This window comes from Methylomonas sp. LW13 (genome assembly GCF_016865255.1).
Lineage (GTDB): Bacteria > Pseudomonadota > Gammaproteobacteria > Methylococcales > Methylomonadaceae > Methylomonas.
On record NZ_CP033381.1, the window covers coordinates 1,001,124 to 1,019,662 of the forward strand.

Annotated in this window: 13 protein-coding genes; all 13 read left to right on the forward strand. The window is 51.6% G+C overall.

The window, feature by feature from the left end:
- Nucleotides 1-2: 2 nt before the first annotated feature.
- A complete protein-coding gene (locus tag JL719_RS04445; protein ID WP_033157197.1) occupies nucleotides 3-566 on the forward strand; it encodes an SIS domain-containing protein in 564 nt (187 codons plus the stop codon).
- 4 nt (nucleotides 567-570) lie between these two features.
- Entirely contained in the window at nucleotides 571-2,091 is a 1,521-nt protein-coding gene (locus tag JL719_RS04450; RefSeq protein ID WP_033157196.1) for a PfkB family carbohydrate kinase, read from the forward strand.
- Entirely contained in the window at nucleotides 2,088-3,116 is a 1,029-nt protein-coding gene (locus JL719_RS04455; protein ID WP_051670078.1) for a thiamine pyrophosphate-dependent dehydrogenase E1 component subunit alpha, read from the forward strand. Before JL719_RS04450 ends, JL719_RS04455 begins: the two co-directional genes overlap by 4 nt.
- Entirely contained in the window at nucleotides 3,109-4,182 is a 1,074-nt protein-coding gene (locus JL719_RS04460) for an alpha-ketoacid dehydrogenase subunit beta (RefSeq protein ID WP_033157195.1), read from the forward strand. Before JL719_RS04455 ends, JL719_RS04460 begins: the two co-directional genes overlap by 8 nt.
- A gap of 23 nt (nucleotides 4,183-4,205) precedes the next feature.
- Nucleotides 4,206-5,597, forward strand: a complete 1,392-nt coding sequence (locus JL719_RS04465) for a radical SAM/SPASM domain-containing protein (protein ID WP_051670076.1) — start codon at nucleotides 4,206-4,208, stop codon at nucleotides 5,595-5,597.
- 17 nt (nucleotides 5,598-5,614) lie between these two features.
- On the forward strand, nucleotides 5,615-9,427 hold the full coding sequence (locus tag JL719_RS04470) for a glycosyltransferase family protein (protein ID WP_084153314.1): 3,813 nt from the start codon (nucleotides 5,615-5,617) through the stop codon (nucleotides 9,425-9,427).
- Nucleotides 9,424-10,578: a glycosyltransferase family protein gene (locus JL719_RS04475; RefSeq protein ID WP_033157193.1), complete on the forward strand. Its 1,155-nt coding sequence runs from the start codon at nucleotides 9,424-9,426 to the stop codon at nucleotides 10,576-10,578. Before JL719_RS04470 ends, JL719_RS04475 begins: the two co-directional genes overlap by 4 nt.
- 12 nt (nucleotides 10,579-10,590) lie before the next feature.
- Nucleotides 10,591-12,522 carry a B12-binding domain-containing radical SAM protein gene (locus JL719_RS04480; protein ID WP_033157192.1) on the forward strand — a complete coding sequence of 644 codons (1,932 nt, stop codon included), beginning with the start codon at nucleotides 10,591-10,593 and terminating at the stop codon, nucleotides 12,520-12,522.
- A complete protein-coding gene (locus tag JL719_RS04485; RefSeq protein ID WP_033157191.1) occupies nucleotides 12,519-13,670 on the forward strand; it encodes a glycosyltransferase family protein in 1,152 nt (383 codons plus the stop codon). Before JL719_RS04480 ends, JL719_RS04485 begins: the two co-directional genes overlap by 4 nt.
- Nucleotides 13,671-14,001: 331 nt before the next feature.
- Nucleotides 14,002-14,853 carry a phytanoyl-CoA dioxygenase family protein gene (locus tag JL719_RS04490; RefSeq protein WP_084153321.1) on the forward strand — a complete coding sequence of 284 codons (852 nt, stop codon included), beginning with the start codon at nucleotides 14,002-14,004 and terminating at the stop codon, nucleotides 14,851-14,853.
- A 3-nt stretch (nucleotides 14,854-14,856) separates the two neighbouring features.
- Complete coding sequence (locus JL719_RS04495; protein ID WP_225893019.1) at nucleotides 14,857-16,029, forward strand: class I SAM-dependent methyltransferase; 1,173 nt, start codon at nucleotides 14,857-14,859, stop codon at nucleotides 16,027-16,029.
- Nucleotides 16,030-16,062: 33 nt separating this feature from the next.
- A complete protein-coding gene (locus JL719_RS04500) occupies nucleotides 16,063-16,824 on the forward strand; it encodes a TylF/MycF/NovP-related O-methyltransferase (protein WP_033157189.1) in 762 nt (253 codons plus the stop codon).
- A 25-nt stretch (nucleotides 16,825-16,849) separates the two neighbouring features.
- Nucleotides 16,850-18,526 carry a glycosyltransferase gene (locus JL719_RS04505; RefSeq protein WP_033157188.1) on the forward strand — a complete coding sequence of 559 codons (1,677 nt, stop codon included), beginning with the start codon at nucleotides 16,850-16,852 and terminating at the stop codon, nucleotides 18,524-18,526.
- The last annotated feature ends 13 nt before the right edge of the window (nucleotides 18,527-18,539 follow it).

Sequence of the window (18,539 nt, forward strand, 5' to 3'; positions counted from 1 at the left end):
CCATGGCTATCGGACAAGCGGCAGCGGATTTTGCGACTTTGCTGAACAGCAGCGTATTTACAGACGCGCAGGGCCAAACCCTGGACGGCGAATCGGTGATACAGCAATTGCTTGCCGAGTTTGCCAGAGTCCGCGACCAGCAGGCTAAGATCATGGTGCTGGGCAACGGTGGCAGCGCGGCGATTGCCAGTCATGTGATTACCGACTTGCGGAATGTTGGCGGCTTGTGCGCCTTGACCTTACACGAAGCCGCGCCCTTGACGTGTTTTACTAACGACTTCGGTTACGAGCAGGCCTTTGCCAAACAAATTACCGCGTTTGCGAATCCGGACGATTTATTGATCGCAATCAGCAGTTCCGGCCAATCCTTGAATATCGTCAACGCGGTACAAGCTGCCAACGCCAAAGGCTTGCCGGTCATGACGCTAAGTGGCTTTAAGTCCGACAATCCGCTCCGTAAACTGGGGCGCTGGAATTGCTGGCTGGACAGCAGTCATTACGGCATGGTCGAGTTGGGGCATCTCTTCGTGTTGCACCATATTACCGATCATCTGCTCAGGAAATAAGCTCATGTCCACGGAAAAAATTGTCTCCATCGAACAACTGGCGCAGCGTGCCGCCGAACTGAAAGCGCAAGGCAAAACCGTGGCTTTATGCCATGGGACTTTTGATTTACTGCACATTGGCCATATCCGTCATTTGCAAAGCGGAGCAAGGCAGGCAGATGCATTATTGGTTAGCGTCACCGCCGACGAATATGTCAATAAAGGCCCCGGTCGGCCGGTGTTTAATCAATATTTGCGCGCCGAAAACATTGCGGCACTGGCTTGCGTCGATAGTGTGGCGATCAACCATGCGATTACCGCCGTGGAAGTATTGGATCAGGTGAAGCCTGATTTATATGTGAAGGGTAGCGATTACAAAAGTACCAGCGACGATCTGACCGGCAATATCCAGCACGAAAAAGACGCCGTGGAACGGCACGGCGGCAGGATTTACTTTACCGACGAATTGACGTCCAGCTCAACGCGCTTATTGAACGAGTATTTTGAGGTGTTCTCCCCGGAAATCTCAGCGTACCTGGATCAGTTCAAGGAAACGGTCGGCGCCAACGAGATTATCGACAAACTCAAGGCCTTAAGCGGTTTGAATGTACTGGTGGTCGGCGAAGCGATAGTCGACGAATACCATTACACCTCCCCCTTGGGCCAAACAGGCAAAGGCAACGTGTTTTCAGTGAAATACAATGATTACGAACGCTTTGCCGGCGGCGCTATCGCGGTGGCGAATCACGTAGCGGAATTTGCCCATAATGTCACGTTGCTTTCGGGCCTGGGCGCCACGAAAAGCCACGAAGATTTTATTCGTACCAATTTGAACCCGGCGATTGATCCGGTGTTCTTCTTCAGTCAGGATCGGCCGACGATTGTGAAGCGACGCTATGTCGATGCCGACATCGCCAAGTTATTTGAAGTGTATTTTTATAACGATGCGCCGTTGCCGGAGGACACCAATCGCAAGATCGTGGCTTGGCTGGACAAACATTTGCGCGATTACGATGTGGTGATCGTACCGGATTTCGGCAACGGCTTTATCTCCAATCAAATGGTCGCGGCCTTGTCCAAAGGCGCTAAATATCTGGCGGTGAATGCGCAGGTTAACAGCGGCAATCGGGGGTACCACTTGATCACGCGGTATCCGAACGCAGACTTCTTGTCGTTAAACGAACCGGAATTGCGGTTGGCGAGCCACGATAGAGGTGCTGCCATTGAGGAATTGGCCGGCCAGTTGGCCGACAAATTAAGTGCCCAGCACATCGCCATCACCCGCGGTACTAAAGGCGCGTTGATGCTGGATCAAACCAAAACGGCTTACAAGATTCCCGCGTTGTCCTCCAAAGTGGTGGATCGCATCGGTGCCGGCGATGCCTTTCTGTCTGTGGCCGGCTTGTGTTTGGGCGGCGGCTTGTCACCGGAGCAAGCCTTGTTCGCCGGTAGCGCCGCGGCCGCACTGGATGTGCAGATTGTATGTAACCGCGAACCGGTGCGGGCAGTGGCTTTATTCAAATACATCACTACCTTGTTGAAATGACAGACATGAACCTTACGCCTGCCGATTTGAAGCAGCTGTATTATCAAATGTTGCGCATCCGCCGAGTCGAGGAAGCGATTGCCCGGCGCTATGCCGAACAGCAAATGCGTTGTCCCACCCATCTTTGCATCGGCGAAGAAGCTATTGCTGTCGGGGTCTGTGCACATTTGACCAACCAGGACAAGGTGTTCAGCAATCATCGCGGCCACGGCCATTATTTGGCTAAAGGCGGTGATTTGCCGCGCCTGCTGGCGGAGTTGTACGGCTATGCCGAAGGCTGCTGCGGCGGCCGGGGTGGGTCGATGCATTTGACCGACCTGGAAGCCGGGTTTGTTGCGTCCACGCCTATCGTCGGCGGCACCGTGCCATTAGCCGCCGGTTATGCCTGGGCCGAGCAGATGAAAAAATCCGGCGCCGCACAGGGATGTGCCAGTGTCGCGAGAGGCAGGATGCCGGAAGCGACCAACGTCGTGGTGATTTTCTTCGGCGATGGCTGTTTTGAAGAAGGCGTGATGCACGAAACGATGAATTTTGCGGTATTAAAAAAGCTACCGTTGCTGTTTGTCTGCGAGAACAACCAATACTCGGTGATGACACCGTTGGCAGAACGCCAACCCAAACGCGATATTTATAAAATAGCCGCCGCCCACGGCTTAAACGCGGTTAGCGGCGACGGTAATCGGGTCGATGAAGTATATGAACTGGCGCGAATAGCGGTTGGCAACACTAGGAATGGCTTGGGCCCGCAGTTTTTGGAATTGCATACTCACCGCTGGCCGGAGCATTGCGGACCTAATGAAGATGACGACTTAGGCTATCGCCGCCCCGGTGAATTGGCCGAGTGGAAATTGCGCTGCCCGCTACTGCAAACCCGGCAGGCCTTGCTTGACGCGCAGTTGAGTGATGATGCCGAACTAACGCAAATGGAAACCCGCTTGGCCGAGGAAATTGAACAAGCTTTTGCTTGGGCTTTGCAAGGCACACGTCCGACTGTCGATAGCATGAGGCAACATCTGTATGCGTGAAGTAGAGACGATGACTTATGGTGAGGCAATCCGCGAGGCTTTGGACGATGCTTTGGCCCAATATCCGGAAATGTTGCTGATTGGTGAAGGTGTGCCGGACCCGAAGACCATCTTTGCCACAACCCAGGGTTTACGGGAGAAATACGGCGCGGAGCGGGTATTGGATATGCCGTTGGCGGAAAACGGCATGACTGGTATTTGTATCGGCGCAGCCTTGGCCGGCATGCGGCCGGTGCTGGTACATCAGCGTATCGATTTTGCCTTGCTGTCGGTCGATCAGTTGATCAATAACGCCGCCAAGTGGCATTACATGTTTGACGGCCAACAAAAAGTGCCGTTGGTAATTCGCGTCATCATTGGTCGCGGTTGGGGGCAGGGGCCGCAACATTCGCAAAGTCTGCAAGCCATGTTTGCGCAAGTGCCGGGCTTGAAAGTGGTGATGCCGACCACGGCTGGCGATGCCTACCATTTTATGCTGGAGGCGATTGCCGATAACAATCCGGTGCTGTTTATCGAACACCGCTGGTTACACCATGTCCAAGGTGAGGTCGACAAACTTCGTCCGGCGGCCGGGTTGTCCGGCGCGGCTTTGCTGCGGCAAGGCACCGATATTACCTTGGCAGCATTCTCGCACATGAGCATAGAAGCCTTGAAAGCCGCCACGGTATTGGCAAGGTATGGTGTCGACGCCGAAGTCTTGGATATGCGTTGCGTCAGCAGCTTGGATGTGGATAGCGTTGCCGGATCGCTGGCAAAAACCGGCGGCAAATTGCTAGTAGCGGATTGCGCGCCGGAAATGGCGTCAATTGGTCATCAGTTGCTATCCAAACTGGTGTTGGCCCATGGACATGGTTTACAACAAGCGCCGCGCTTGATTGCTTATCCCAACCATCCGGTGCCGACCTCGCATTTTGTCGCCAACGAGTACTATCCTGGCGCCGAGCAGATCGCCTGTGCCGTGTTGGACATGGTGGGTCGATCAGAATTAACAGCCTCGGTAATCGGCGCTTTGCAGTCCGACTTGCCCAAAGATCAACCCGACCGCAGCTTCGTCGGCCCGTTTTAACGCATTGAACAGAGCATCAAACCATGGCTAAAACAGAACAAACCAATCGTTTCGGCAACAGCGCCGTGACTGATATACCCGACAATGTGCCGATGTTCAGCCAGCCCGGGCATAAACTGCGGACCTCCAACAATATTGTCGACCGTAGCGCTTTGTCGAATGACTACCAGGTTATCGACACCAGCCAGTTGGCTAAATTGCCCGGACAGAAATTACAGAGCATTTCCCACGACGATCAAGAAGGCATCATTCGTCTGGAAGCGGGGAGCGAGCATGAACAACACGTTCCCAACCAGTTCACCGGCCCCAGTTTTCGCACCCAGCGAGAACGCTTCCGTTTCGACGGACACAAAATGATGCATCATTTGGATAGGGTGCAGGCCTGGCAAAACGGCCAGCGCTTTGCGCCGGTGCATATCGATATGGGGCTGACCAAGTTTTGCAACACGGCTTGCCTGTATTGCTACGCGGTGGTACAGAACATGACCAAGGGCACCATGATTGGCCGCGAAGCGCTGCTCAATTTTGTCCGCGACTGCGGCAAATTGGGTGTCCGTTCTTTGGGGTTCATCGGCGACGGCGAACCGACGCTCAACCCCACTCTCTACGACGCCACCGTGCTGGCCGGTGAATTAGGTATCGATACCGCAATGGCCACTAACGGCATTTTGTTGGACATGGATCGCGCCCACGATTTGCTGAAAAACATGAGCTACATCCGCTTTAATCTATCCGCCGGTACCCCGGAAGGCTTCAGGCGAGTGCATCAATCCAAGGAAGTCAATTTTCACTTGTTGATCGACAAGATTCGCGAACTGGTGAAGATCAAAAAAGCCAACAACTATAAATGTACACTGGGCTTGCAGATGGTGTTAATCCCGGAATGCTTCGACGAAGTGCTGGCGGAAGCCAAACTGGGCGCCGAATTGGGTGTGGATTATTTCGTGATCAAGCATTGCTCGGATTCCGAGTACAAGGAAATTGGTATCGATTACGACGCCTACTTAAAAATCGGCGATGTCCTGAAACAAGCTGAAGCTCTGAGTACGGACAGCTATGTGGTCCAGGCCAAATGGAACAAAATCAACGCCGCCGGCGAAACCAATCTATACAAGGACGGCTACCGCAAATACGACCAATGTTTCGGCACACCGTTTTTATTGCAGATTTCCGGCAACGGCAAAATCTATCCTTGCGGGCCGTTTTTCAATAAAGAGCGTTTTTACATAGGCGATTTGCACACCGATTCCTTTTACGACTTGGTTGCCACCAGCGAACGCTACTGGCAGGTGCATAAAGATGTGGCCGAATCGGTGGATGTGCATAAAGACTGCGCCATCGGCTGCCGGCAGGATTATGTGAACAAGTTTTTGTGGGATTTGAAGAATCCGCCGGAACACATCAACTTCATTTGATTGCGCTGGAATGCACGATGAATTCGGCGGTTAAGGACATATTTTTTCTGAATATAGAGGACGCCTACGCGGAGGCGTCCAAGCAACAGAGCATCGTGGATGAATCCGGCAGTGTGCGCCGGCAATATTGCTATTACGACGGGCTGTTGACCGATATTGTATTGCCGAATTTTATTCAGGTCTCCGCCGACAAGTTTGTCGAGTTTTTTTCGCACAACTCATTACCGATACCGCAACTGATCGCCATTTCTCAAGACGGCGCCGTACATTTCAACGACATGCCCCGGGATGTCATTGACGAAGTGATGCAGTACCGCAGTCAATATCGCGTGCCGGAGTATGTGCATTTCGATACCTATTTTATCGATCCGCTCCAGGCGTTAAACGTGGCAAAGCAGGCCAATCGAGTTTCCTGCGGCCATCCCACCATAGACGGTTTGCAGATTTGCTATTACCGGGGCGAGTTGCCCGAATCGGACTTACCGAACTTGATACATCTGGAATTGCCGGATTACGAGGAATTTTTCATCCGCTCCCGTTTGCGTATTCCGGAAAATATTGATATTCCCGACGGCTTGGAAGAGGAGGTTAAGGCCGCCATCCGGCAGGATATTGCCGCAGCCGGTGAATCGATCAAGCGCAGGCGCCTGTGGTTGATCCAACAATTGCTGAACAAAGCCAAGGCCTTGCCACCGCGTTGGGTCGGCAATCGGCCGCCGCGGATATTTATCCCGACGAGTCGTTTGACCACCGTTATGCAATATAGCTCGCAAGGCTTGGCCAAGGCCTTTGCCGCTCTGGGTTGGGAGGTGCTGTTTTACATTCAGGATAACGATATGGAAGGCAGCAATATGGTCGATATGCTCGAAAAGTATATCGATTTCGACCCGCATGCCTGCTTGTATGTCAATAGCTTGAACAACAGTTTCATGCACGACGATATTGTCAATATCGTCTGGTGGCAGGATTTGATGCCGCAATTGAAGGATTCGCAGCCGCTGAAATGGCGAGCCCGGGATTTCAATTTTTCGATTTCGCCGTTGTTTGATCGTTATCTGGAGCAACGCCAGGCCGCCTTGGTGCAACGCTTACATTTTGTGATAGACGATGTGGTGTTTCATGCCGGTAACAATCAGGCGCGAGCCGACAAGATTGTGTTTATCGGCAGCTCCTATCTGCCGGTGATCAATATCGACAATAGCCAACATCAGCAGGCTTTGGATAGCTTGATTGCGGCGATGGAATCCGGCGCTTGCTTTGACGAAGCGAGCGTGCGGCAAATTGCCGAGGCCAGCGGGCTAAGTTATGAATTTGTGTTCTGGAAATTACTGCATTATGTAATTCGCGATTATTCGGTGAAGTGGCTGTGTGCCGATCCTGGTCTGCCGGTGGATGTTTACGGACGCTACTGGGATCAGGATGCCGAGGTGGCACCGTTTTATCGAGGCGAATTGCCGCACGGCGAAGCGGTGGCGGAGGTTTACCGTTCCACCCGCTATGCTTTGGTTTGCCATCCGTTCGAAATCAATTCGCAGAGGTTGGCTGAAGCGGCCGCTTGCGGTTGTATCCCGGTGGTTTACGATTGCCGGGATGTGGCCGAGCCGCCGTATTGGGATGACTATTGCTTGTTCTTCAAGACGGCCGATCAGTTGCGCAACATTCTGCATAAGCGCTTGCAACCGGTCAAGGCGCCGGAAGGTTTGGCCGCGCAATTTACCTATCGGGCCGCTGCCGAACGCTTGATCGAGCTGAGCGACTTGCGTTTGTTGGCTAAAGTGGCTGAGCCCGCACCGGAGCCAGTCGCCCTGTTGCCGGAACTGTTCGGCGATAAGTTGCATGTGCTTGCCGGCGCGGAATTTGGCTCGGAAACTTTTTTGGCACAGTTGCAAACCAATCTGGCTTGCCTGGCCAAGCATCGCCCGGCTTTGCACGAAGCCCTGTTGGCAGCTTGGTCGCAACAGCCTATTACGATCTTCGTTGATCAGGCTATACGCGGTGAGTACTGGCGGGTATCGGTAGCGCAGGCTGGCGAACAAATCTATCGCCTGGATAACATCGCCTTGTTCGAACACAGACGCCTGATTGCCGAAAATGCGCAAACGATGACCCGGGAAAATACCTGCTGTTATGCGCTGGTCGGTTTGGGTGCCGGTTACGAATTGTTGGCGGCGTTCCGCGCCACCGAGTCGCCGATTCCGGAAATGGCGGAATTTGAGGTGCCGGTGTATTTGATCGAAACCAAGCCGGCCGTATGGTTGTTAAATTTGCTGTTGCATGACCTTCAGCCGTTGCTGGCGGCCGGGCGTCTGCGGATTTTTTCCGACCTCGCAGCGGAGGCTGATTTAACCGCCGAGTTTTCGAAGTTCGAAGCAGCCTTGCCGGATATGTTGTTCAATCCGGACCCCGACGCCGCTATCAGCTCAGTGCGCGTTTATCAGCTGTCGGTCGAGGCAAAGCAGGCCCGCGCCGAACGGCATGCCGCTAATTTGCGACAAGTTGCTGACTACTATCAGAGCATCAGCAGCGAACAGTGGCGGAAAAAATTCAGCGCGGAAAAAGTTGGCGAATTGCGGGTAATGGGCTTTATCTCGCGCTTTTCCAGCTTTTTGAAATACTGCATGCGCGACTGGCTGGACGGTTTTCAAAGATTGGGTGCGACGGTGCTACTGTGTAGCGAAACAGAAAATTATTATCTAACCAACATCGAGCATCTGATTGACGAGATTAACCGCTTCAAACCGGACTTGATTTTAACCATAGACCATTTTCGGCATGAATTTGAAGGTATCCCGGCAACTGTTCCTTTTGTAAATTGGATACAGGATATGTTGCCGAATATTCGCTTCAATGAAATGGCGCCCGGTCCGTTTGATTTGAATTTTGTGTTTGCTCGGCGCTGGCTGAGTTTCAACACGCTGCCCTTGTACGGTGACTACCCGCTGCAGTTTTTACCTTTGGGATTCAATGACAGCCAATATTACCCGCTGGAGGAAGAAACCATTGATTGCGACGTGTTGCTGGTCAGTCATTTGGAGGCGCCAGGCAAAACTTTACAACCTCTGCGCGACCCTACTTTGGATATGAGCTTGCTTGAGCAAGAAGACGCTATGCTTCGAAGCGGTGCACTGAATTTGGCACGGTTGCGCGAGTTGTACGCCGTGCTCGAACGCCACTGTGCATCAATGACGATGGCTGAATTCGAGGAGTTTTGCACAGTGCATCCCGGCAAAACCATTGCTGATTTTCGCGCATTGTTTGCCGGCAACGGCTATTCACTGAGCGACGAGGTAGTCGAGTTGTTGCTATGCATAAAAGGCAACCGTCTGCATTGCGAGTATTTGAATCGCATGAAATATTGGCCCATCCAGCTATTGATGGATGCTTTTCCGAACTTGAAAATTCAACTTTACGGTAAGCATTGGGAGGCATATCCGGCGTTTGCCGACTTGGCCCGTGGCGTCGCTGAAAACGGTACGGCGCTAAACCGCATCATGCAACGGGCTAAAATTTGTTTGAACGCCAATCCCGGTGTCACGCTGCACATGCGGGCCTTGGAAATCATCTCCGCCGGCCGATTTATGTTGTCTAGGCAGATGCTTTACGACGGCTCGCCGTTGCGCGAGTTCTTCGATGCTGACGCCGTCGTGCTGTATGACGACGAAGCCGATTTGCTAGCCAAAGCCGCGTATTACTTGAATAACTCGGAGGCCCGCAAGCAGGTTGCCGCCAATGCGCTGCGCGGACTGGACGCCAAATTGTCTTATCGTGCTGTGGCTAAGCGTGTCTTGACGGCAGCGGGTCAACGGTTTTCTAAGTTGGCGGTGGCATGAGGCTGCAACATTTAGCACTGTTCATGCCGCGTAATACGCCGTTTTATCGGCGTGTTTACGGTTTTTTGCGCGACGCATTCGCCAGCCTGGACGTTCGTGTTAGCGGCGGTTGCGGTTTGCTGGACGAGGCGCAAATGCAGGCTTGGTTGGCCAAACATAAGCCGGACGCAGTGTTCGAAATGAATCGGGTCAAGGACGAAGTGCCGGCTTTACACCGGTATAAAATTCCGCATATCGCTTGGATCGTGGATTTTCAGGGGCGGACCGAGGCGCAAATCGCCGGCAGCGAAATCACTTATTTTTTTGATCCCGGCTGGGATGCCAACTACTGTACCGGGGGGCTGCAAGATTGGTTGCCGCCCGGCACGTGCGTGCAAACCTTTCAGCCGTTGCCCGGGGCTCTGCCGCTGGATGTGGAATTCAATTTTATCGGCCATATCCCGTTGCCGTGGAGTGCTGCCGAATTGGCGCGACCGGTCGCCGCTGACTCGACGTTGACCTTTGCCGAGTTGTTGCAGCGTTACGACAGGCATTTACAGACCACACGCGAGCAGATCAAAACTCACGGCGATTTAAAACGTATCATCGACGATTTGTTGGACGTAGCCGGTGCGACCCCCGAACCCGAATTTTTAAACGCTTGCTATTACAATTTGATGGAGCGGACCAAGCGGGTGCAAAACCGCACGGAGCTATTGAATTTCGCGCTGGGTAAGTCGAAATCGATTGCGATTTACGGTAGCGACAATTGGGCGCAATGGCGCGAATACCGGCCGTTTTATCGGCATTTTTTAGACTGTCCGGCCGAGTTGAACCGAGTACATCAATATTCGCGCATCAATTTGCACGACGGGGTCAGTTTTCACTTTCGCGCGATCGATTGCCTGGCTTCCGGCGGCTTATTGTTTTGGTACGATAACGACGAGGTCGATTCAGAAGTTCTACTTGGCCGCGGTTTGCACGACCACTTTGACGCCAGTCGGCACTACTTTGCGTTTAAAAGCGAAAATTTCGAATATGTTTACCAGCAGGCCATAGAGGGCCGAGCGATGGGGCAGGCTATTGTCGCCGAGGTGCGGGCGTTGATAGCAGCCAAACATACCTGGCGCGCCCGTGCCGAAAAAATTATTCACGACTTAGCCTATGTCTAAAAGGTAATTGCGATGAAAACCCTTTTGATTTCCCCCAGTTATTATCCTCAGGCCAACGCTTCGTACTTTCCTCTGGGCTTGGCTTATATTTCGGCCTATATCCAAAGCCAAGGGCATCAGGTAATAGGTTTGAACTTCAATCACATGCCTATGGAAAAGCGCAATCCGGCCTTGTGCGATACGTTGTTGCAAGAAGAGGTCGATATTATCGGCATCAGCGGATTGACCGTGGCGTATAACGAGATCGACCGTTTGATTAAAGCCATCCGGGCGATTCGCGCCGATGTGCCCATCGTATTGGGCGGCGGCATTACCTCGGTGGAAGGCGAGTTGATGATGAACACACTGCAGCCGAATTATGCGGTGGTCGGCGAGGGCGAGCTGATCTTCACCCGTTTGTTGAAAGCCTTGGAAGAAGGTGACGACGTTCGTAAAATCGCCGGGATATGGTGCTGGGACGCGGATAAGCCCAAATTCACCGGCGAGGGTGAGTCGCCTAAATACCTGGACGAATTGCCGTTGCCTGATTTGGATTCGTTTGGAATACGCGAGCATATCGGCTTGCAGGGTGAACACGGCCAGTTTTCCTATCATTTGACCCGGCTTGACGCCGGTCGCTCATTTCCGATTGCCGCCAGTCGGTCCTGCCCGTTTAAATGCACTTTTTGCCATCACGCCGGCATGGGCACGTATAAAAAACATGACATTGGCCGGGTGGTCGACCAAATCGAAGGGTATATTCAAACTTACGGCATCAATAACTTTTCGATTTACGACGAATTATTCTCGGCCAATAAGGCTAGGGTGGTCGAGTTTTGCGATCTACTGAAACAGCGCAATCTGAATATTCAATGGTTTTGCCAATTGCGTATGGATCAGCTGGATTTGCCGATGCTGAAAATGATGAAGGAAACCGGCTGCAATTATATTTCGTTCGGCATAGAGAGCGGCAGCGACGCGATACTGGGCAGCATGAAGAAAAAAATTACCAAGCAAACCATTACCGATGCGGTAAAAATCGTGCGCGAGGCGAAGATCGGCATCCAAGGCAATTTTTTATTCGGCGATCCGGCCGAAACGCAAGAAACCATCCGAGAGAGTTTGCAGTTTCAACAAGACAATCAATTATATTTTTGCGATTGGTCGGCGGTGATTCCCTATGCCGGTACTCCCATTTACCATTATGCGCTGGAAAAAGGTTTAATTGCAGACCGTGAAACCTTTATGCGCAGTTTGTGCAATATATCCGGCTATCTATACAACAGTCAGGTCAATATGACGCAGATGAGCGACGAGGAGTACAAGGATTGGTATATCTCGCTGCGCGAGCTGAACGATGAAAATCACCGCAAGCGCTGCACCAAAGTGGTAGCCGGGGAGATATTGGAACGCTGGAAATCAAGAATTACTATTGAATGCCCGTGTTGCAGTCATCAACAAACCTTGGATTTGCCGTTCCCGTTCGAACAGGACGAAAACGGCCCGATTTTGACCGGACCAGTCGGGGTGCAGGGCATGAACGTATTATGCCCGGATTGCGGGCGGAAAATGCATTTGAAGGCTAGGGATATTCCTCACATGAAATTGGTTTATGACCGATTTCAGGCAGAAATGGATGCTTTAGCGGAAAATCAGCAGCAGGCAATTTTTATTCCCGCACTTGACCGGTTTGCTACAGTCTTTTTAGAGGATATTAAGATTGATCAAACCTGTGTCGCAGCGGTTTACGATACACGGCCATTTCGAGAGGACAAGCTATTTTTGGATAGGCGGACCCAATTGCTTGATATTGACCGAGTTAAGGAACTCGACGGGCAGAACGTGGTGATTTTACCTTGGATCGAATATCAAAAAGTTTTGGACTGGCTGAAACACCAGAACGTGACACCTAAAAAAGTGATTTGTTGGAATCAGTTTTTCCGCAACGCCATTTCCGAGGCATGAAAATTCGCCGGGTTTCGTTATTTTTACCCCGTGATACCCGTTGGTATCGGATGTTGTCGAGACAGATGGCGCAAGGGTTTAGCCAAGCCGGTTTGGAGGTAAGTTACTGCTGCGGCTTGCTCGATCAGGCCGGTTTATCCGATTGGATAAACCAGTATCGTCCGGATGTGATTTTTGAAATGAATCGAGCTCGCAACGATGTGCCGTTTTTACCGAAGCATATTATCCATATTTGTTGGCTTGTCGATTTTAATGGTCGTGTCATTAGCGATTTTTATGGTAGCGAGATAACGTACTTGTTCAGCGCCAATTGGCTGGATAAGTTTTGCTACGATGGCTTTTATCGCTGGCTGGCGCCGGGGGCGTGCCTGAACGATTATTACCCCGTTACTCCCGATGTGCGGTATCCGGCTAGTTTTGTTGGGCATATCCCCAAGCCCTGGTCTAGGGACGAATTGGATGCCGATATTTCAGCAGATTCTATGCCGTTGCGGTTTGGCGAGGTGTTGCCGATTTTAGAGAGTCGTATCACTAGCCAGCGTACTTATTTGAACGTGCATGACGATTATTTGGCGTTGCTGCAAACTGTTGCCAAAGAGCATTTCAATCGAACGGTAAAGCTGACTAATAAACTCGAATATGACGTCAGCGGGCGATTAATTCGCATGCTGAATCGGCGCGAGTTAATTGACAATATCCTGACAGTAACTGATTTGGCGCTGTTTGGTCCGCAAAACTGGAATGATTGGGACGTTTATCGGCCTTATTATCATTGCCAGCTGGATAGTGTTATGCAGATGCGCCAAGTATATGCCGGTTCGCAAATCAACTTGCACGAAGGCGAGTCTGCGCATTTTCGGGTGATGGATTGTATGGCTTCCGGTGGTTTGATTTTAATTAAAAAAAATCACTGGGACGAATTAGTAGGCGGCGGAATCAGGAATTTCTTTGTTCCTGGGTTGCATTACCTGGAATTCGATGTCGATCAGGTCGGTGATATATGCCGATATTACCTAAATCAGCCACTGGCTGCGCAAAAGATTCGTTCCGCTGCAGTAAAGGCGGTGCGTCAGGCCCATACCTGGCGGCATCGGGCCGAAGCCATTTTGGCTGATTTGGCCGGTTTGGGTTATAAAGTCGCCTGCTAATCTAATTTGTCTGATTCGAAGTAAGCCCGTTACACCAACATGGAGACTGGCATCCAGTGATTTGGGCGGCAGCTTTGATTCTCACTGGGACTTAGTTCCGGCAATCTTTATTTGGGGGTGATCTGCGGTAAGGCCGGATGAAATCTGACAAAATAGAGTTGGATGTCGGTATTTTAGGTTTCTGCTACCGCTGCCGATAACTAAATTGTCCGGGCATGGCGTCGTTTTGAGGTCGCCACATGTTGCTTGGAAAGCGTTTGAATTCATTGCGTCCATCGGGGTGGCCCGATGGGTAGGTCAAGTGTTAATCAATTGGGTACACATACAACATATGTCAAATCACTATTCTCGAGGTCGTTCTAACCTACCGGAACCCCTGTCGGTATTAAATGCCGAACGGTTCTGCGAACAGGGCTTTATTGCCGTTAACGACTATTTTGATACTAATTTGTTGCTGCGTGTTTCAGAGGAATGGCAAGCGTTCTGCGCCAGCGCGACGCCGAGCGAGCTACCGGTCGACCGCCCGGCGGCGGTGTTTTGGCGTCACGTTCAGGGTGACGTAAAGCGCATAAGGCCGCTGGCTGAGTTCCCCGCGTTGTCCGAGATAGCGCTTGGGCACGCGGCTACTCAAATTGCCCGGCAGTTGGCGCAAGTCAGTCAAGGTGAAATGGAACTGCGTCTGTTTGAGACTATCGTGTTTTCCAAGCCTCCTTTGGAGGGCGGTATGCTTAGCTGGCACCAGGACAATCCGTTTTTTCCTTTTGATCCGCAAAATCAGATTGCGTTATGGATTCCTCTGGATGATGTCGATCCCGAAAATGGTGGATTGGAATATGCAATAGGCAGCCATAAAGCCGGTGTCAGTGCGCCGTTTGATTTGCATTCCGGTGCGAACCTGGGCGATGGGCAAATTTGCTTGACCCCGGCCGATTTCGCCGACGATAAATTCGACACGTTTGCAGTTAGCTTAAGGGTGGGTGGCGTCGCAGTGCACGACGGTCGAACTTGGCATCGTTCGTTTCCAAATACTTCCACTACCCGACAACGACGAGCGATTTCGTTGCGTTATTTAGTTGGTCCGACCCGCTATTCGCCGCGCCAAGGTACTGCAGCCAGCATGAATGCCCAAATCAATTTGGCTGCTGGCGCGTTGATCGATTGCTCGGCTTTTCCTTTGGTCTGAGCATTGTCCGGGCAATCTAATTCAACAATGCCGGATGTGTCGGCAGTGCCTGTCTGCCACGCTTGCAGCGCCGATTCGTTAAGCGTATTTAACGAGTCGGCTGACTTAGCAGCAGTCTCTTCTGATTGCCGAGCTTGGCCGGCATCGTTTGCGGTGGCGATTTGTTTGAACTGTGGTTTGGTGCAAAAAGTGGTCGATGCCTTATGGCGACAGTCCGCCGCACAAATTTATGCTAGTTACGACCTTTACCATCAAACGCCCAATCGTACCGAGCAAGTGATTTTTGATCAGCTTAGCGGAACGGCCCTGCCGCGCTCGGAATTGATGTTTGGGCATTATTTTCAACGGCGGCCATTGACGTCAGGCGGTACGTTTCTTGACCTGGGCTGCGGCACAGGCCCAACCTTGACAGCGTTTTCCAAGCTTGCAAACGGCTGGCGATTATTTGGCTACGATCCCAATTTGCCGGATCGGCAGCGGGTGCTTGCCGTCCCCGGCGTGCAGGAAGTGTTTGCCGGCGATTTGTGCGAAATTGCCGGTACATTCGATCTCATAACCGCTGTGCATGTACTTGAGCATGTCACCGAGCCTCTCCGCTTTCTGCAGGGTATGCGGTCATTGATGCACACTGATAGCCGGGCTTTAATCCAGATACCGCATTTTCCCAGCTCTCCCTTTGACTTAGCGATTTTTGATCATTGCTCACACTTCACGTGCTCGAGTATTTCAAGCCTGCTGGCGAGGGCAGGATTGATGATCGAGACTATCGATATTGATTTGATCCCCAAGGAAATCAGCATTGTCGTAAAGCCTGGCGAACCTTCAGTAGTTCATTCGGCTAACGAGTTGGCCAAGTCGCGAGCTGAAGTAGAGGCTAGCATTGCTTGGCTGCGCGACCTGCAAGATCAAGCGCTGAGTGTCGAAAGCGAGCGCTTAGGGATTTTCGGTACTTCGATTGGAGCGAACTGGTTACATGGTTTGCTGGAGGAGCGGGTAGGATTCTTCGTGGATGAGGATCGGACTCGCCAGGGGCAACTTTATCGAGGATGCCCGGTATTTGCGCCGAGTGAGGTACCGGAATTAGGCAATATCTTGATGCCACTGCCCCGCAGCACGGCTGAAAAAATTTGCCGCCGAATCGGTGCGGGTAGTAATTATCTGCTGCCGCCGGCCTAGGTCAAGCAGCTTCTTTAAACGTTCAGGAGACGTATGAGTACATTCGACGGTTTTCGCAAAACGGGTACCGATCAATCCACCGAAGACAGACTGCAACAACATTGTGCCAACTTTGCTATCGATCCGCTGACTGCTGTCAAGCTGTTTCCAGTGCTAGCGCGTCGGCAGTGGTTAAAACGGTTTTTGGCGCATGCCGAGCTGTTCAAACACACGTTGAACGTACCGGGCGATATTGCTGAGTTTGGCGTGTTTCGGGGGCTAAGTTTAATGACTTGGGCTAATTTACTGGAAACTTATGCGATTGGTGATCGAACCAAAGTTGTTTATGGCTTTGACAATTGGCGGGGATTTACCGAATTCGCTGCGCAGGACGGTAAGCCCACTGCTGAAGTCGATAAAGTCCTGGGTGGTTACGATTCATCGGGCTTTAAATCCGAGCTGGAAGCGGCATTGGCTATTTTCGATGCTGACCGGTTTGTGCCTTGGAAGCCCCGGGTGAAACTCATCGAAGGGGATATTGGTGACACTGTGCCGCGATTTGTGGCTGAAAATCCTGGCGTCCGGTTTTCATTAGTACATTTTGATTGCGATTTGTATACGCCGACCAAAGCCGCCTTAGAGGCAATTTGGCCGAAAGTCAGCAGGGGAGGAGTGGTGCTGTTCGATGAGTATGCCTTGAAGGAATGGGAAGGCGAAAGCCAAGCGGTGGACGAGTTTTTTGCGAATCAGCCGAATCTAAGGCTGCTCACACTGGAGTGGACTAACTCGCCGGCAGCCTATCTGATCAAGCCTTAATCCAAATGCTGAAGGATGTACTGCAATGAATCTTAGCGATGCACTTACCGATACCGCTGTCCTAAGAACAGCGGCGCTGGCTGCATTGGGCGATGGTTGGCGTGAAATGCTGAATGGCGAGTCGTTTAATCATGCGGTTTACGCGCAAGCCTTGATCACCGTGTTGAGACAGTATTTACCTAGCGGCACGGTGGCGATTCGTGGGATTTCGCCGGTGACCGGCTTGTTATGCGAACAACTGGCCGACCTGCCGTATCGAGTTGCGATTGATCCGCTCGATAACTCAACAAATCGGCGTCAATTTTGTGGTGTGCCGCTGCAACGTGGCCGCACTGCAGATGCCGTACTTAACGCGCTTGTCGCTAATAAGGCTAACGCGACGGAAGCCGGCGTGCTGGGTATTGACAATCCCGATGTGGAGCTTGCTTATGCCTTGCTATTGAATCAGCATCGACGGGATTTGGCAGAGCGATTGAATCAACGATTGGCAGCTAGTGCGCCAGTGGTTTTGTTTGTCGCCAAAAATGCATATTACAACCAGCTAAGAATGAGTGTTAGTTTGCGTAGACAGGGCTTCTACACGTTAGCGGTTACCTTTAATCCCGATTTGCGAGACCACAAGGCCGGATATTTCGATGAGATTCTGTCGACCGATCTGCTTAGTTTTTTGTTGTGGTTGAAAGGCGCAAGTGGGGCGGTAATTCATACTCAAGGTTGGCTGTTTCGCTACCATATTCCCGTGTTAATCGATGCGTTTTTACCGAGTAGCTGCCGGCAGTTCGTTGAGTTGATGGATTTAAACTCATTTTTTTTTGCACCGGATGACCTACCGCAGTTACTGCCTTATATGAGGCAAACTTGGGGCGATGGTGTGGATGCGATGCAAAAAGTACAACTGGCGTGTGAGACATACTTGGTAAACCATGTCGATGGCGTTGTCTATCAGGGCAGTAGCCGCATTGTCGATTTGTTTGATGGAGCCAGGCGGAGGATGCGCTGGTTACAGTTTTTGTGTTACCCGCTGCCGGAGTTTTGCGTCACTGCCAATGCTGAAAGGCCAATACCCGAACAACCTAGGCTGGTGTTTGCCGGTGGCGTTCCTCCCATCAATTCCAAGCATCCTGCCGAACTGTTCGGTGATGCGCAGTTGGTCGATACCGTCGAAACGATCATCAGTCAGGGTTTGGTTCTGGACGTATACAACAATCCGCTCAAGATTGCCGAAGAAGACTATGCAAATGTGTATACAGCCCATTTGACGCTGGCAGAACAATACCCGAATTACCGTTTCCTAAAGGGTGAGTTGCCGGAGCGTATTGCCCAAATCATTAGCACTTACGATCTGGGTTTGATCGTTTACGATTATTCTGATGAGCTTTTAGTGGGGCCGGAACATTTTAAAACCTTGATTCCTGCTAAATTGTTCATGTATCTGGAAGCGGGCTTACCCGTCTTAGTGAGTCGTCGCGCTGAGGCAACTGCCGAATTTGTTGAGCAACATCGCTGCGGAGTGGCTATCTCCAGTGCCCAACTTCACGACTTGCCCAATTTCTTGCAAGGTTTGGATTGGCGGGAGCTACGTGAAGGTGTGTTGGCCGCTCGAGAGTATTTGTGTATGGATAAACAAATTCAGCGTTTGATTGCGTTTTATCAGCTTTGCGCGCAGCAGCGGAGCGCATTGTTGGCCGATTCAGTCTGCTAACTATCTACCAGAC

Coding starts and splice junctions, on each gene's coding strand:
- JL719_RS04445 (WP_033157197.1), top strand. CDS start 3: ATGGCTATCGGACAAGCGGCAGCGGATTTTGCGACTTTGCTGAACAGC.
- JL719_RS04450 (WP_033157196.1), top strand. CDS start 571: ATGTCCACGGAAAAAATTGTCTCCATCGAACAACTGGCGCAGCGTGCC.
- JL719_RS04455 (WP_051670078.1), top strand. CDS start 2,088: ATGACAGACATGAACCTTACGCCTGCCGATTTGAAGCAGCTGTATTAT.
- JL719_RS04460 (WP_033157195.1), top strand. CDS start 3,109: ATGCGTGAAGTAGAGACGATGACTTATGGTGAGGCAATCCGCGAGGCT.
- JL719_RS04465 (WP_051670076.1), top strand. CDS start 4,206: ATGGCTAAAACAGAACAAACCAATCGTTTCGGCAACAGCGCCGTGACT.
- JL719_RS04470 (WP_084153314.1), top strand. CDS start 5,615: ATGAATTCGGCGGTTAAGGACATATTTTTTCTGAATATAGAGGACGCC.
- JL719_RS04475 (WP_033157193.1), top strand. CDS start 9,424: ATGAGGCTGCAACATTTAGCACTGTTCATGCCGCGTAATACGCCGTTT.
- JL719_RS04480 (WP_033157192.1), top strand. CDS start 10,591: ATGAAAACCCTTTTGATTTCCCCCAGTTATTATCCTCAGGCCAACGCT.
- JL719_RS04485 (WP_033157191.1), top strand. CDS start 12,519: ATGAAAATTCGCCGGGTTTCGTTATTTTTACCCCGTGATACCCGTTGG.
- JL719_RS04490 (WP_084153321.1), top strand. CDS start 14,002: ATGTCAAATCACTATTCTCGAGGTCGTTCTAACCTACCGGAACCCCTG.
- JL719_RS04500 (WP_033157189.1), top strand. CDS start 16,063: ATGAGTACATTCGACGGTTTTCGCAAAACGGGTACCGATCAATCCACC.
- JL719_RS04505 (WP_033157188.1), top strand. CDS start 16,850: ATGAATCTTAGCGATGCACTTACCGATACCGCTGTCCTAAGAACAGCG.